A 15,143-nucleotide genomic window follows, 5' to 3' on the forward strand; every position below is an offset into this window, starting at 1 on the left:
GAAGTATCTACGCGCCAAACGGTTGGAGGGGAAGAAAATGGGCAGCTTTATGAAAGGGTTCAAGAAGGGTACTAAAGCGTTTAAAGATTCGTTCGGACCGGGGAGGTACAGCGTGGCCGGCACTGCAGTCGTCTGTCCCCACTGTGAGCACGACGTGTTCGCGGAAGGGGAGGCCCAGCTTAATACGGCGGGGATGACGTTCTTAAATCTCGACTGGTTGAACCAATCGGCGAAAACACTCGTCTGCACTCACTGCGGTTACATTATGTGGTTCGCAAAAGGCGTGGAGAGAAAGAATTAACGTGAGAGTCATAACGTGGGAGTCGCATTGCTCATGAAGTGCGTTGCTCGTGGAAGCGTTCGTCGCCAATGGATCGCCTGGCTTACTTTGCTGAAGAGTCGGCCGTCGAACAACTTGTTACTTAGGAGCGCATACGTATGAACCAAGAAACGCTACCCGATGCCTTTTGGATCGGTTACTATTTGTTTTTATTCCTAACGTTTGCCTTATCGGTAGGTTGTATCATGCGGGGGAAATTGTCGTCCTTATCCTTCGGTAATTTATTCGCTTGCTTAACTGTGCCGACCGTCGGTTTTTTTGGCGCCCTCGGACGACCTGAAGGTACGGAGTGGGATTGGCTTGTGCAAGAAGTCATACATTTCGAGTGGTGGGCGCTGTACGTGTGTGCTGCCACGTTTTACATATTCTATTGGTGGTATAAGTTTATTTTTTCTAAAACATGATGGGCAGCTGTCATGTTTATTGTTGTATCGTTACAAAAGCAGCATTTAAAAGTCGGCGGCATCGGTGTCGACACAAACAATGAATGGGAGATGTCGGGGCAGGGAAAGATCCCGGCATGTGGGAGGCGTATTATCGCGAACAAATCGTCAAGAACATTCCGCAGCTAGCCCAACCGGGGACGACTGCTCCCCCTATACACGAACGATCGTTCGGATGAAACCAGAACGTCTACGTTTCGATTTAAAGCTCCCCCATTTGGTAGATTTAGTAAATCGGGGGAGCTCGCCGCTGCAAGGGAAAGTAGTCATGCTAGGCGTTCGATAATGCTTACGGTATCGAGCACGGTGGCAAATTCCTCGTGTAACGCAGCTAAATGGATCCGATGAACGTGTTCAGCTCCGTAGTGCTGTCCATCGGGTCCGGTTCGATCGAACGTCGCCGTCGCATCGGATCCAACATACGTCTCAAAGCCAAAATCTGCGGCCATTCGCGCCGTCGTCGAGACACAATGATCGGTCGTTAAGCCGACGATGACCAAGGTGCAACAACCTTTGTCCGTTAGCATTTGGTGCAAATTCGTGCCGATCAAGGCGCTGTGGACGCGTTTGGGAATAACCGCTTCGTTCGGAGCGGTTTTACGATGTTTTTCAACGCGCTTCCAGGGTTGCTCTCATGAAGCGGCGATTGTGGGTTGGTAGATAAATGTTGCACAAAATATACCGGTCTTGCCGTTTGGCGCCACACATTTAATAGCTGCTGTATGTTCTCCTCGGCTTTGGGGTTATTTCGATCGCCCCATTTAGGATCGTCAAATCCTTCCTGTACATCTATAACGACTAACGCTGCCGTTCGTCGGATCGTATCTGTTTGCGCCATATTGTCGCCTCCTCGTTAATCATGTTACCGGTCAACCCGACCAAATAGTTATGCCCTCCCCCGCATTGGTTGATGCTGCCTCCCATCCGGTATGGATCTTCCGCATCGGGTTGTGGTCGCGTCGGCCGCGTGTGCCGCTTTCTCGTAATGACGTTACCAGATGTTGCCCGTCGGGGGAACTTCCGTTATGTTTGAAAGATACAACGAAACGTTATAGGTGATACGTATGCGGACGGAGTGGTTCGCCGCTTTTATCGCGGCGGCGAAGTGGAAAAGTTTTTCTAAGGCGAGTGAACAGTGCCACTTGACCCAACCAGCGCTTGCAAAGCAAATAAAAAGGTTGGAAGAAGCCCTCGGCACGGAACTGTTTGTACGCTCGAGCAAAGGGGTTGCTTTGACGAAGACAGGGGAATTGGCGTTCCAACGTTTGCAGCCCGTTTTGGCAGAAATAAAGGCGATCCAACGCGATATAAACGCCTGCACAAAAAAAGCAAAGGTCACACTCGGTACGTTAGCGTCTCTCGCCACGTATTATTTACCACCAAAAATGACGGCGATACCGGAAGATGAGCTAGATGTCGAACTAGTGATCGGGGAAAGTTCGTTAGGAGTGTTTACGATGCTTCAGGAGGGAGGGGTGGATGCAGCCGTTATTGACGTGGGCGCAATGAGGCACGATTATTGGGTCGCTGATTTGTTCACTGAACCGTATCGCGTGATCGTACCACAAGGGCACCGCTTGAGTAAGTATCAGTCGATTGCAGTCACCGATCTTCGAGACGAATCTTGGGTGCTTTATCCGCACGAGTGTGAGTCGCGTCGGTTTCTCGAGCACCTTTATGCGGCACACGGGTTATCGCTGACGGTTGCGCGTTCCGCGGTGATTGGAAATGCGATGTTGCCGTATGTGCGTTGTGACTTCCCTAAAGCCACATTAACATGTAAATAAGCTATCTGGTCAAAGGTATCGCAATTAAATCCTACAACACTATCGGCAGGACATTGCAGCGTGGGTCAACATTGGCAAAAACGGTGTAATATGTGTAAAATGTATGTGGTTGGTCATTCAAGTCCGTGACGATGCACCCTGTCTTCCGGCGGGGTAAGGATTGACCAATCCGTCTTTGGACAGCTTTGAGATGGAAACAGTTACAATAGGACTAACAGCCGAAAAACTACCTAAGATCTCGAGGAGGATTTTTACGTGGATTACAGAATCGAGTGCGACACCATCGGTGAAATAAAAGTACCTGCGGACAAACTGTGGGGTGCCCAGACGCAGCGGAGCTCACAAAACTTCCGCATCGGCACAGAAAAAATGCCGAAAGAAGTCATTCGCGCTTTTGCGATGTTAAAAAAAGGGGCGGCGCTGGCGAACAAACAGTTAAATAACTTAGAAGCGGAAAAAGCCGACGCGATCGTTCAGGCGGCTGACGAAATTTTAGCCGGTAAGTTAGACGAACACTTCCCGCTCGTCGTCTGGCAAACGGGAAGCGGCACACAATCGAACATGAACGTTAACGAAGTGATTGCCCATCGCGCGAACGAGATTCTTGCAGAGAAAGGTAGCTCCTTGCGCGTGCACCCGAACGACGATGTCAACCGTTCGCAAAGCTCGAACGATACGTTTCCGACCGCGTTGCACGTCGCCGCCGTCATTGCCGTGGAAGATACGCTACTGCCGGCGATCGCCAAATTAAAAGAAACGTTGCGACATAAGTCGGAGAAATTCCAACACATTATTAAAACGGGAAGAACGCATTTGCAAGATGCGACGCCGCTCACACTTGGACAAGAGATTAGTGGCTGGTACCGCATGCTGGAAAAAGACGCGCAAATGGTTGCGGAAAGTGCAGCCCACTTGAAAGAGCTCGCGATCGGCGGGACGGCAGTCGGCACCGGTTTGAATGCCCATCCAGACTTCGGCGACCAGGTCGCAGCAGAAATTAGCGAGATGGCTGGGAAACAATTTACATCGGCAAAAAATAAATTCCATTCGCTGACGAGTTACGACGAAGTCGTCTATGCCCACGGGGCACTGAAAGCCCTTGCTGCCGACATGATGAAAATCGCTAACGACGTCCGTTGGTTGGCGAGCGGTCCGCGTTGCGGCATTGGTGAATTGACGATTCCGGCAAACGAACCGGGTAGCTCGATTATGCCGGGCAAAGTGAACCCGACGCAAAGCGAAGCCGTCACGATGGTCGCGGTGCAAGTGATGGGGAACGACGCGACGATCGGCTTTGCTGCCAGCCAAGGTAACTTTGAATTGAACGTGTTTAAACCGGTGATCATTTACAACTTCTTACAGTCTGCGCGGTTGCTCGCCGATGCGATCGTTTCCTTCCACGACAACTGTGCCGTCGGCATCGAACCGAACGAGGAAGTGATCGCCGATCATTTGAACAACTCACTCATGCTCGTCACGGCGCTTAACCCGCACATCGGTTATGAGAATGCGGCCAAAATCGCTAAACTGGCCTTTAATGAGAATTTGACTTTGAAAGAAGCAGCGATCAAGTCGGGACTGCTGACAGAGGAGCAGTTCGAGCAATTCGTCCGACCGGAACAGATGATTTCACCGAAAAAAAACTGACACAATATGTGCGATGCACGGCATTGCATATGCGCTACAGCGAACCGTACGAAACGACGAGGCCGATCAGCGGCTTCGTCGTTCGTTCTTATAATCGTTCATTCCTTATATTAAAGTTAGCGTTGAGGCAGATGTCGCCGATCGCGGTCTTTTGCCCATAATGACCAGTTGTGGCCGCTCGTTGACGCTCAGGTTTGTGCAGGCGATATTTAGTTAGTTGAACGTGTAAGCGATTAAGGATATATTAGGGCTATAGTAGACGATTTATATATAATGGGAAGGAGAATCGTTCGTATGCAGACGTTACATTGTGCGCAAAAGGTAATTTACGAATTTAATCGGAACGATGAACCTATTTTACAAGTGAGTTCAGGAGAAACGATACAAATAGAAACGTACGACTGCTTCGAAAACCAAATCCAATCTCCTGACACCGAATTAAGCGGGATTGACTGGGATCGAATAAACCCGGCTACTGGTCCCATTTATGTAAAGGGTGCATTGCCAGGGGATATCTTGAAAGTGACGATTGAGAAGTTGGCGATTGGCGAGCAAGGGGTGTTATGCACCGGGCCGAATCTTGGCGTCCTCGGCGATCAACTGACTGAAATGGATTTTAAAATTGTCCCCATTCGCGATCAAAAAGCCATTTTTGACGATCTCGAATTGCCGTTAAATCCGATGATCGGCGTGATCGGGGTCGCCCCGGAAGGTGACGGTATTTCGTGCGGTACCCCTGGATCCCATGGTGGAAATATGGATAACACAATGGTTCGGGAAGGGGCTACGTTATATTTTCCGGTATTTGCTGAGGGAGCCCTGTTTGCGCTAGGCGATTTTCACGCGGCAATGGGTGACGGCGAAGTCGGCGTATCGGGCATCGAAATACCGGGTAAAGCGACTGTTACATTAGAAGTGCTTAAAGGACGCGCCATCGCACACCCGTTGTTGGAGGATGCGCATTCCTGGACAACGATTGTCTCTGCGCCCACATTAGATGAGGCCGCCAAAGAGTCCGTGCGGACGATGGCGTTGCTGCTTCAGGAAAAAACGGGCAGATCGCTTAGTGACCTCGCGATGCTTTTGAGTGCCGTAGGAAGTGTGGAGATTTGTCAGATCGTCGATCCTTTAATGACAGCTCGCTGCGTGCTTTCCAAAGAAATCCTTACACAAATGGACGTCGCCAGCCTCGTTGAATAGCTTTATTTTCGGGCGTTGAGCGACATAAAAAGACTGTTCTTGTAAAGTATAAATCAGGCGCCGGAGTGGCATGTGAGCCGTATAAACAGGATGATCCGTATGAGCAGTATGCGCTGTATGACGCATGATCCGTAATGAAACAGACGTAATGAAACAAACGTAATGAACGACGAGGCTAGCGGAGGCTTCGTCGTTCATATCTTGTCGTCGTTCGTACCTTAGTGGCCGTTAACTTCTCGTGCCCCTAACTTTAGTGATCTCCAACTCTAGTTCCCTAACTTGAGCGTCCCCAACTATAGTGATCTCCAACTTTTTCATATGTCTTTTACAAACAACGCCTTGCCGTCCCATTAGCCGTCCCGTTAACTGATGATCCCCATCTGCCGCGCCTTTTCCACCGCTTCAACCCGGTTCGAGACGTGCAGCTTCGAATAAATGTTGATGACGTGGCTTTTCACCGTTGCGAGTGAGATGTACAATTGTTCGCCGATTTCTCTGTTCGAAGCGCCTGTGGCCAATACTTGCATGACTTCCATCTCCCGTTGGCTCAACAAGTTTGGGGTAGATTTTTGCCCGAATAGCGTGAGGATCTCGTCAATGTATCGTTTTTCGCCTGTACTCAAGTCAGGGGCACGTTCTGTTTTTAATTGTGTTAAGTATGGTGTTAGTGTCGCTCCACCGGTTAAGACGAACGGGGCGAGAATGCGGTCGGCAAAGCTGTAGTGGATCGCTTCCTGCAGTAGATTTAAAATGTGTCGTCTGGCCTCTTTTTCCGTGCGTCGATTCGCCAATGCCGCCGATGCCGCAGTTCCCTCCGTTTCCAAGATCGCGATTTTCAAAAGGAGTGCTTCGATGAGCGGTAAGCGAATACCTCCTTTACGACACTTTTGTAGCACCTCGTCGACCGTCATTAGAGCCTGTTGCCGCTCGCCTTGGCTAAACAGTACATGGCTGTAGGTAAGTTTTTCCGCGAATGTCGCGTGCTGTCTGTTTCCAGCGAATGTGTGTTGAAACGTCGCGACGAGATTCGGGTCAACGTCATCCACATAAAACTGGAAGGTCAGCAGCGAGGCATTATACGGGCGCTCGCGATAGACAGGATGTGTCGCCAACTCGTTTAGTGAGTCTTTAGCAGCACGTGCTTCGCCGCGCAGCAAGTAATATTCCACCTTATTGTGCAAATAGGCGTGTGCCATCGAGGGGTAATTGCTGTCCAACAATGTAGCTACCTGTCGTAAATAGCGGTCTGCCTCGTCGAGCTCCATACGCAATAAGTGAACACCGACAACTCCAAGGGCGCTGTTCCCGTGTAAGGGGACGAGGAACGGATATTTCTCGACGAGGCGAAAGATCGCGTCGTACAAAGCGGTACATTCCGTAAGTGCGCCTAGCGTTTCCTTCACTTGGGCTGTCAGGTTGAGCACAAAAAAACGGATATACGGGTTGTGCAGCCTCCGTTCGATTTGTGCCGCGCGATCGATTAACGCGAGCGTCTCGTCGTATTGATTGAGAAAATTTAAGACAGTAGCTGACGTCAAATAGACGAGTGCCTTCGTCACGTCATTGAACGCCATTTGCTCCACGTCGCGGAAAAACGATAAGTCACTGACGCGGCCGTAATCGCCGTACGTCTGGCGGTCGTCGATTAACAAGCGGAAAAAGCCAAACAGTCGCCACGCGGGGTCGCTGTCGATTTTATCGTTCAAAGCGTGAAGCAGTGTCTGTACCTGCTCTAGTTCGAGGTGACAATAATGATAAAATAGTCGCTGGAACATCATTTCTTTGTTATCAAGTATTTCTGCGGGAGGCACTTGTTTTAAATACGTCCAAGCGGTGACCGGGTGGCGCATGTTGCCGATGAGTCGCAACGCTTCCGTATAATTGTCGCAGGCGAAAAAATGGCGCACGCTCTCCTCCAAGTCGCCCGCCTTTTCATAAGCTCTTGCCGCCCGTTCACGCAGTACTTGCTGTTCCAGTGTATCTAGTTCGGTAAACTTCAGTTGCAAAAATTCGCAGAACAAATAGTGGTAGCGATAAATACTATTCTTTTCGTCGACGGTGACGAGAAATAAGTTTTTTTGCGTCAGCCGATCGAGAAGGCGCTGGGCATCGGTACGCTGGAGTAAGCTGTTGCACACAGTCGCATCAAAGTAGCTTAAGATCGACGTGCGAATCAGAAAGTGCCGTTCGTCTCGATCGACGGAAGATAAAATCTCATTAGACAAATACTCGCCGACGTGTTTATTTAACCCGCTAATTTCGCGCATTGGCGTCCGGTTTTTATTCGCCATCGCTAAAGCGATGAGTTGCAAACCGCCGACCCATCCTTCCGACAGCTGTTTCATCTTCTCGGCCGTTTCCCCAACGACGTCAATTTGCAGCGTGTGTTGTAAAAAAGCGTCTGCTTCCGCAGGTGACAGTTTAAGTTCTTCCTCGCCAATCTCCATCACCTGGCCAGCAATCGTCAAGTCGCCTAAATACACGTTCGGCTCTTCTCGCGTGACGAGCACGAGATGGATGTTAGGAGAGGAATACTTTAGGAAAAATTGCAGCGTGTACAGTAAAAGCGGATCGTCAATGTGGTGAAAATCGTCAAGGACAATTGTCAAGTGGCCGGTGGGCTCAAGAGCGTTGACGAGAATGGCGACTATTTTTTCCAGTTCTTGCTGCTGCACCATGGCGTCGAAGGAAGACAAAATATGCTCACCTTGCGCACCAAGCTCGTCATAGAGGACGGTGAGCATATAGTGCCAAAAGGAAAATGGGTCGTTATTTTCTTTATCTAACGTGATCCATTTCCAGTTGTTGCGTCCGCCACCGTCCTGCGTGAAACCGTTGTGTGCTAAACCATCCGGCACACAACCGTCCTGTGGATCACCACTGCCCGGCGAATAAACATCCGGCACACCACCGTCTTGTGGACAACCACCGCCCGGCGAATAACCATCCGGCACACAACCGTCCTGTGGATCACCACTGCCTGGCGAATAACCGTCCTGCACATCGCTGTCTTGCACACCACTGCCTGGCGAATAACCGTCCGGCACACCGCCGCTGTGTTTGCCTTCGTGAATAAAGGAGGCGAGCAGTGTCGACTTTCCGCTGCCAGCACCTCCTTGGACGACAACGACTTTGTAGTCTGTCGCCCGCGCTAACTTTGCAAACAACTCGTGCCGGATAATAAAATGTTTGCGAGGTATCGGTATTTTTATTTTGGCCGTAATCAAGGGCAACCTGTCGGGCATAACTATCACCTTTGTTCCACTTACTTCGTCACCGTCTATTATATCGCACACGGCCTGTTAGATGACACATCATGCACACACATTCGCATCCGTTAATAATTGCCTGTGCGGAATTTACGGGCACAGATGACTACACCTACCGCAAAGGACACAGCGACAAAAAGGAGGACGTAACTGATCTCCCCCACATAGTCGGCGAGGGGAGCCTGCCGTTCGAAACCTTGTGCTAACGTCATCACGTGTTTTTGCGGCAGGACATGGCTCACATATGCGATCGCGCTGTCCTTCGCTAGCGCGAAAAAGCTTCCGGACAAGAGCGACGTCAAAATAATGACAGACGAACCGAAGGAGAAAATGTTATCCGCTTTTTCCATCGCCGCCGTGACGACTAGCGCAAAAGCGGAAGACAAAAGCGCGAGTAGTGCCAATAAAAACGCGTACTCGCCGTACGTAAAGCCGATGTCGAGGCGGAACACTTCTTTAGTAGCGACCAGTAAAGCGAGAGACGGCACAAAGACGAACGCAAAAGTAAACGCGTATTGTGCCGCAAGATAGCGCCCGATGCCAGCGGGAGAGGTGGCTATGCGCTTAAACGTCCCCTTTTGTTTGTCTGCAGTGAAAAAATCCATGAACAGTAGACCACCCAACAAAATGAACATGACGAGATACCCGACAATGTTCGCGCCGATGCCGCGTGTCGCCTCTTCCGGACTTGCGTTACCAGCAGTCGTCAACGGATCAGATTTTGATTTTACTCGTGATTTAGTGTCTTGTGATGCAGGAAGTGTGGCTTTTGTCGCAGGAAGCGTTAGTGCCTGCAGCAGCTTCGTCTTGAAGGCGACGCTTTTGACTGTGAAAACTTCGATCTCGCCTCGAGCGCTAACGTCACGATCGCTAGCACCACGATTGCTAACGTCACGATCACTAACGTCACGATCGCTAACGTCACGATCGCTAACGTCACGATTGCTAACACCACGATTGCTAACGTCACGATTGCCAAGGAGGATGACGGCGTCATATTTATTCCGCACGAGAGTGGATAGCGGCGGAGCTTCCTGCATGACGTCGACATTAAAGCGAGCGGACCGCAACTGCTGGAGTAACTTTTCTTTCGATGGTCCGACTTGCGGTATACGCGATTTTTCTAACGTTTCGTCGGACGTCCTTTGCGCTTTTTGACCGTGTCCTAATCGACCGTCTCCCGACTGCTCTCGCCCGCGTTCGCTCACTTCTTTGTACCAAGTAGGAAGAGCTCCACCGTCGACAAGGGCGATGTTGCCCTTGACTTCGAAATGGGACGTAAAGTAAATCGCGAGAATGATCGGGAGTAGAGTCATGATTGCTGTTGTGAGCATGTAGCTGCGATTAGCAAGGGCACGCCACACATTATTCTTCACAATTGTCAGCATTGTTAGCGTCGCTTTCATACGTAATCCTCCACCTTAAACGTCCGTTTACAGCCAATGAGCAGCAGGACAAATCCGCTGAAGAGCACCGCGATCGTCGGTGCGAACAAGCTAAAATCGCCATCGTAAACGATGCGGAACAACCCTTCGGCCACCCATTTGACGGGGGAAAAGTATGACACCGTTTCCGCCGTTTTTCCAAAGCTGTCGAGGGAAAAGAACAAGCCGCCAGCGAGTGCGAGTACGTTGTTGCACGTACTTAAAATTTTGTTCGCTAGCTCCTCGCTTTTAAAGAGGCAACAAAAAAACACGCCAAGGCTAGACGAAAAAAGATTGAACACAAGTATGACCGCGACCAAATAGATGGCATGTTCCCCGCCTAAATGAACGCCGAGTGCACGGTCGAGCAAGAGTAGCAGCCCGAGATTGCAGCAAAACGTAAATAGAAATGTCGCTGTAATTTTTGAAAGGTAAATGTATGACGGGGGGATGGGGGCGTACATAACGCGCAAATTACTCGTTTTCAAACTTTGTTCCATGAAGCTGTTCGCGGCTGTGATCGACACGTTGAGCACAGTGAAAATTAGTATCGTAATCCCGTAATAGTCGTAGGCGGTAATCTCCGCTGCCCCGTAATAATCCTTCGTCAAGTAGCCGAGCACGACAACGAGTAGCAGGGGGGCGACCGTATTCGTCATTAGCAGCACGGGATTACAGACGATGCCTGCGATGTCTCGCCGCACAATTGTCCAAAAACGGTATAAGGCGCTTAAACGTTCATCACTCATGTCCGTTACCCCTCCTAATTTCTTAACGTTCGGCCCGTTAAATTGAGGAAAACCATTTCCAAACTAGGCGCTACACTTGTGATATTGTTGATTTTTCGTCCATTATTCATTAAACAGACGATAATTTTATCTAAATTTTCCACCCCGGCTAGCGTTGCCACTTCGATGAGCTCGCCCTTGATGGCGACTTTTTTTACCCCTTCGATACGGAATAGTTCGTCTTCCGGTACCCGCTTCACGTCATCGACGGCTACGCGGTACAGTTTTTCCTTAGCGAGGCGCTCTTTTAACTGCTGCTTCGTTCCTTCAGCAATAATCTTGCCGTGGTCGATAATGACGATGCGGCTAGAAATTTCCTCCACCTCCTCCATGTAATGGGTCGTATAAATGACGGTTGTGCCGGTTTTGCGCAGCTGTTTGATCGATTGCAAAATGTGGTGGCGCGACTGCGGATCGATGCCGACGGTCGGTTCATCCATAATGATCACTTGGGGCTCGTGGGCGATGGCACAGGCGATGTTGAGCCGTCGTTTCATCCCGCCGGAGAACGTTTTTGGTTTGTCGTTTTTGCGCGCCGTCAAACCGACGAAGGCGAGTGCTTTAGCGACGCGTTCGTTTAACACTTTGCCGCGCAGTCCGTAAAGAGAGGCAAAGAAGCGCACGTTTTTTTCCGCGGATACGTCTTCGTAAATGGCCAAATCTTGGGGGACGATGCCGAGCTGCCGCTTGAAGCGAGCCTTGACGTTCTCTACCTTTTCTCCTTGGAAGCTGATTTCCCCCCGGTCGTAGGACAGTGCAGTCGACAAAATGTTAATGACGGTGCTTTTGCCAGCGCCATTTGGCCCTAGAAAACAGAGGATTTCTCCGGCGTGTACGTCGAACGAGAGGCCGTCCAACGCTTTTTTTTGCTGGAAAGACTTCGTTAAATGTTTGACTTCGACAATCGGTGTGTCATTCGGTGTCATAATGTGATGCTCCTTTCACGATTTATCTTAAACGGTATGCGCATAAAAAAAATCAACCGATCGGTTGATTACAGCGGTTGATTGCAGCGGTTGATTGCAGAAGTTGATTTCACTCGTTTTTCTCCCATGGTTGAGCGATATGTTTTTCTTCCCAACGTTGAGCGATATATTGTATGATACTTATACATCGCTATATTTCGCTTAGTACGACGTCTTCACACGCGGGAGGGTCTTAGGAGGCCGGCATTGACGGTTGGCGATCCGAAACATGCGATAGTAGTGACGATTTCTGAAAAGGGGGAGTGTAATGAACGGTACACCTGTGACTATGCCCACTAGGACGAAACAAAGAAGGAAAATACTCAAGTGGGTCGCCTGGCCACTTGCCGTCGTTCTATTTCTTGTTGCAGTTGCTAGTTTGGGCGGTTATTGGTACGTCACGCGCAGCTTACCTGCAACGAAAGGAGAGAAGTCCGTTTCCGAGTTGCACCAACCGGTTGCTGTCACTCGCGATGCGCGGGGCGTGGCAAAAATTGTTGCTGCCGATTTAGAAGATTTGTTTACGATTCAAGGGTATACGGTGGCGCAAGATCGGCTGTTTCAAATGGATTTGACGCGGCGCGCGGCAAGTGGCACGATTTCCGAAGTCGTCGGGGAAAGCGCGCTAGAGATGGACCGCTTTTTCCGCGTGTACGGTATGCACCGCATGACGGAAGGAATGGCAGCGAAGCTGGACGTGGAAACGCGCCAAGCGGTCGACGCTTACGTGCGGGGCGTGAATATGTACATAGAGGAGTCGTTCGGAGCGAACAAGCAACCGATGGAGTTTAAGGTGCTCGGCTACCAGCCGAAGCCTTGGACGATTGACGATACGTTTTTGGTCATTAAGTATATGGGGTATATGTTAGCTGGCAATTATAACGAGGAGCTCCTTCACTACCATTTACTAAAAACGTTAGGCGAAGACGGCAAGGCATTGTTACCCTATTACGACGAAGCGCTTTTTCCGACGATCGATCGCCATAACGAATCGCCGTTTTCCAAACAAGCGCTAGACCGACTGGCGGCCTTTGCACCGCCGCCTCACAACGGGAGCAATAACTGGGTCATTTCTGGCAAGCTGTCAGAATCGGGCTTTCCGTTAATCGGTAATGACCCCCATCTCGAGTTAGCTATTCCAGGTATTTGGTACCAGACTCATTTGCAACTTAAGGGCGATTTTCAAGCGGTTGGCGTAACGGTGCCCGGGGTGCCGGGTGTCGTGCTCGGGCATAACGAACAGATGGCATGGGGCGTGACGTCGTTGATGGCGGATACGCAAGACCTTTTCCTCGAGCGCGTTCATCCAGAGAAGCCTTCGTTTTACCTTTTTGGCGACAAATGGGAAGAAGCAGAACGGATTAAAGAAGTGATCGCAGTTAAAGATGGCGAGCCACACGTCGAATGGGTAGAAGTGACCCGCAACGGGCCGATCATTAATAAAGTTGTGAAAAAAGAAGGGCCGTACCAAGCGATCTCCCTTGCGTGGAGCGGCAGAGAACCGGGCTCGGAATTGAATGCGATGCTGCAATTTTTGCGGGCTAAAGACGTGCACGAGTTCTCCGACAGTTTGGATGGCTTTGTGACGCCGGCGTTAAATTGGGTATTCGCCGACCGGGACGGCAATATTGCTTATCGGGGGCAAGGCTTAATTCCGATTCGGAAAAAAGGGGACGGCTCGCTGCCCGTGCCGGGTTGGGATCCGCGTTATCAATGGGCGGGCTTTATCCCTAACCGCGAGTTGCCGCAGGTGATCAACCCGGAAAAAGGGTACGTAATTACGGCGAACAATAAACCGGTTGATGACGATTACCCGTACGTGATCAATCGCAACTTTCATCCGTATCGGGCAGAACGGTTAACGGAAATTGTGGAGGAAGCGATTGCCGCTAATAAGAAGATCACGGTCGACACAATGCGAGATATGCAAGTGGACTTTACGAATACGCAGGCGCGGGCGCTACTGCCCCATGTACTCAGCGCGTTAAAAGCAAACAAAAAACAGTTGTCGTCAAGCGAACAAGAGGCGGTTGTGCTACTGGAAGGTTGGGACTTTGTCGAAAGTGCGTCATCTCCGGAGGCACTGATTTGGCACTTATGGTACGACCGGTTTATGGACGCGGTCGAGGAGCGACTCGGCAAGCGGCTCATCTCTTCACTCGTCGTCCACCGCTTAATGACAGAGGCAGAACGACCTGCGTTTAAAAAACTTTGGAATGGAGGATATTCAGCGGGGGCCGGTGCAAAGGGGCAGTCATCTGCTTCAGCGTCGGACACATCTGTAGCTGCCTCGGCACCGAAAGAACAGTCGTTTCAAACGGTTGCCTTGCAAGCGTTTCAGGCTGCCGTTGCACAAGCTGTCGACCTGCAAGGCAAAGACCCGCAAAAATGGGCTTGGGGCAAGTGGCACCGACTCGAGCTGAAGCACCCGCTCGGTGCGGTAAAGCCACTGAATCTTTTATTTAATCGCGGCAGTTGGTCGCTCGGGGGGAGTTCTGCGACGCCCGGGGCGAACGGTTACGATTTAGAGACAGGTGTGGTCAATCACGGCGGTGGCTGGCGCATGGCGGGAGATTTAGCGCGGATGGACACGTTCTACGATATATTGTTGCCCGGGCAGTCGGGACAAGTCTTTTCCCCATATTACGCCGATCAAATAAACGATTGGGTCGCAGGGAAATTACAACCGATGGTTTGGGAGACAGAGATAGAGCCTCAGGCCGAGACGATCCTTTATAAACCAGCAAAGCAGTAAATGAAGCCATGTATGCCGCAGTCGCGCCCGCGCCTCACCTGAACAGGGTGCGCCGCATAGCTCACCACAAAAAAACTGCCCCTAACGTAGCGTTAAGGGCAGTTTCGTTTAGCTTACAGCTTGGTGACATCTTCGGCTTGCGGGCCGCGATTTCCTTCAACGACGTTGAATTGAACGCGTTGACCTTCGTCTAACGATTTGAAGCCTTCGCCGTTAATCGCGCTGTAGTGTACGAACACGTCGCCGCCGCCTTCAATTTCGATAAAGCCGTAGCCTTTTTCAGCGTTAAACCATTTAACTGTACCTGTTTCCATTCTGTTTCACCTCCGGCCAACAAATTAACATGATCCTTTTTCATAATAAAAAATTCACACATTGCAAAAGGTCCCATCGAAAAATTGACACCCTTTACACCGTGTGAATTTGGGCTTCCAATTTATCAACGTTGTTATCATACCACGGTCAGCAACGGAATGCAAGCCGTAACTCCATTTCGATTTTAGACATCCTTCCCTTGCTTTCCAT

At 50.4% G+C, this 15,143-nt stretch carries 12 protein-coding genes and 1 pseudogene; 7 read left to right on the forward strand and 6 right to left on the reverse strand.

Going from position 1 to position 15,143, the window contains the following annotated elements; translation table 11 throughout:
* Nucleotides 1-37 precede the first annotated feature (37 nt).
* The 3 genes from BN1247_RS04440 (at nt 38) to BN1247_RS18370 (ending at nt 962) form a co-directional block, all read left to right on the forward strand.
* Entirely contained in the window at nt 38-301 is a 264-nt protein-coding gene (locus BN1247_RS04440; RefSeq protein ID WP_054949312.1) for a hypothetical protein, read from the forward strand.
* 137 nt (nt 302-438) lie between these two features.
* Nucleotides 439-744, forward strand: coding sequence for a hypothetical protein (locus tag BN1247_RS04445; protein WP_054949313.1), 306 nt, complete (start codon nt 439-441; stop codon nt 742-744).
* An 83-nt stretch (nt 745-827) separates the two neighbouring features.
* Nucleotides 828-962 carry a hypothetical protein gene (locus BN1247_RS18370; protein ID WP_261796028.1) on the forward strand — a complete coding sequence of 45 codons (135 nt, stop codon included), beginning with the start codon at nt 828-830 and terminating at the stop codon, nt 960-962.
* A gap of 87 nt (nt 963-1,049) precedes the next feature.
* Here the strand turns inward: BN1247_RS18370 and BN1247_RS04450 are convergent.
* Nucleotides 1,050-1,621 (reverse strand): annotated as a pseudogene (locus BN1247_RS04450) (cysteine hydrolase family protein).
* 226 nt (nt 1,622-1,847) lie between these two features.
* Between BN1247_RS04450 and BN1247_RS04455 the strand changes: the two are divergent.
* From BN1247_RS04455 to BN1247_RS04465, 3 genes are all read left to right on the forward strand, one after another.
* Entirely contained in the window at nt 1,848-2,570 is a 723-nt protein-coding gene (locus BN1247_RS04455) for a LysR family transcriptional regulator (protein ID WP_054949314.1), read from the forward strand.
* 255 nt (nt 2,571-2,825) lie between these two features.
* The gene (gene fumC / locus BN1247_RS04460; RefSeq protein WP_054949315.1) at nt 2,826-4,217 is read left to right on the forward strand and encodes a class II fumarate hydratase; all 1,392 of its coding nucleotides are present in this window, start codon (nt 2,826-2,828) and stop codon (nt 4,215-4,217) included.
* Nucleotides 4,218-4,511: 294 nt separating this feature from the next.
* Nucleotides 4,512-5,417, forward strand: coding sequence for an acetamidase/formamidase family protein (locus BN1247_RS04465; protein ID WP_054949316.1), 906 nt, complete (start codon nt 4,512-4,514; stop codon nt 5,415-5,417).
* A gap of 362 nt (nt 5,418-5,779) precedes the next feature.
* Here BN1247_RS04465 and BN1247_RS04470 read toward each other — a convergent pair whose 3' ends face one another.
* The 4 genes from BN1247_RS04470 to BN1247_RS04485 all read right to left on the reverse strand — a co-directional run bounded on the left by BN1247_RS04470 (nt 5,780) and on the right by BN1247_RS04485 (nt 11,824).
* Complete coding sequence (locus tag BN1247_RS04470) at nt 5,780-8,584, reverse strand: winged helix-turn-helix domain-containing protein (RefSeq protein ID WP_187119720.1); 2,805 nt, start codon at nt 8,582-8,584, stop codon at nt 5,780-5,782.
* A 170-nt stretch (nt 8,585-8,754) separates the two neighbouring features.
* Nucleotides 8,755-10,092: an ABC transporter permease gene (locus BN1247_RS04475; protein WP_054949318.1), complete on the reverse strand. Its 1,338-nt coding sequence runs from the start codon at nt 10,090-10,092 to the stop codon at nt 8,755-8,757.
* Nucleotides 10,089-10,859, reverse strand: coding sequence for an ABC transporter permease (locus BN1247_RS04480; RefSeq protein ID WP_054949319.1), 771 nt, complete (start codon nt 10,857-10,859; stop codon nt 10,089-10,091). Before BN1247_RS04480 ends, BN1247_RS04475 begins: the two co-directional genes overlap by 4 nt.
* A 14-nt stretch (nt 10,860-10,873) precedes the next feature.
* Nucleotides 10,874-11,824 carry an ABC transporter ATP-binding protein gene (locus BN1247_RS04485; protein ID WP_054949320.1) on the reverse strand — a complete coding sequence of 317 codons (951 nt, stop codon included), beginning with the start codon at nt 11,822-11,824 and terminating at the stop codon, nt 10,874-10,876.
* A 307-nt stretch (nt 11,825-12,131) separates the two neighbouring features.
* Between BN1247_RS04485 and BN1247_RS04490 the strand changes: the two genes are divergently transcribed.
* A complete protein-coding gene (locus BN1247_RS04490) occupies nt 12,132-14,618 on the forward strand; it encodes a penicillin acylase family protein (protein ID WP_054949321.1) in 2,487 nt (828 codons plus the stop codon).
* A 113-nt stretch (nt 14,619-14,731) separates the two neighbouring features.
* On the opposite strand, the gene BN1247_RS04495 is transcribed toward BN1247_RS04490, so the two are convergent.
* Nucleotides 14,732-14,932 (reverse strand): cold-shock protein, encoded by a 201-nt coding sequence (locus BN1247_RS04495; protein WP_054949322.1) that lies wholly within the window; start codon nt 14,930-14,932, stop codon nt 14,732-14,734.
* Between the last annotated feature and the right edge of the window lie 211 nt (nt 14,933-15,143).

This window comes from Numidum massiliense, from assembly GCF_001375555.1.
Classification (GTDB): Bacteria; Bacillota; Bacilli; order Thermoactinomycetales; family Novibacillaceae; genus Numidum; species Numidum massiliense.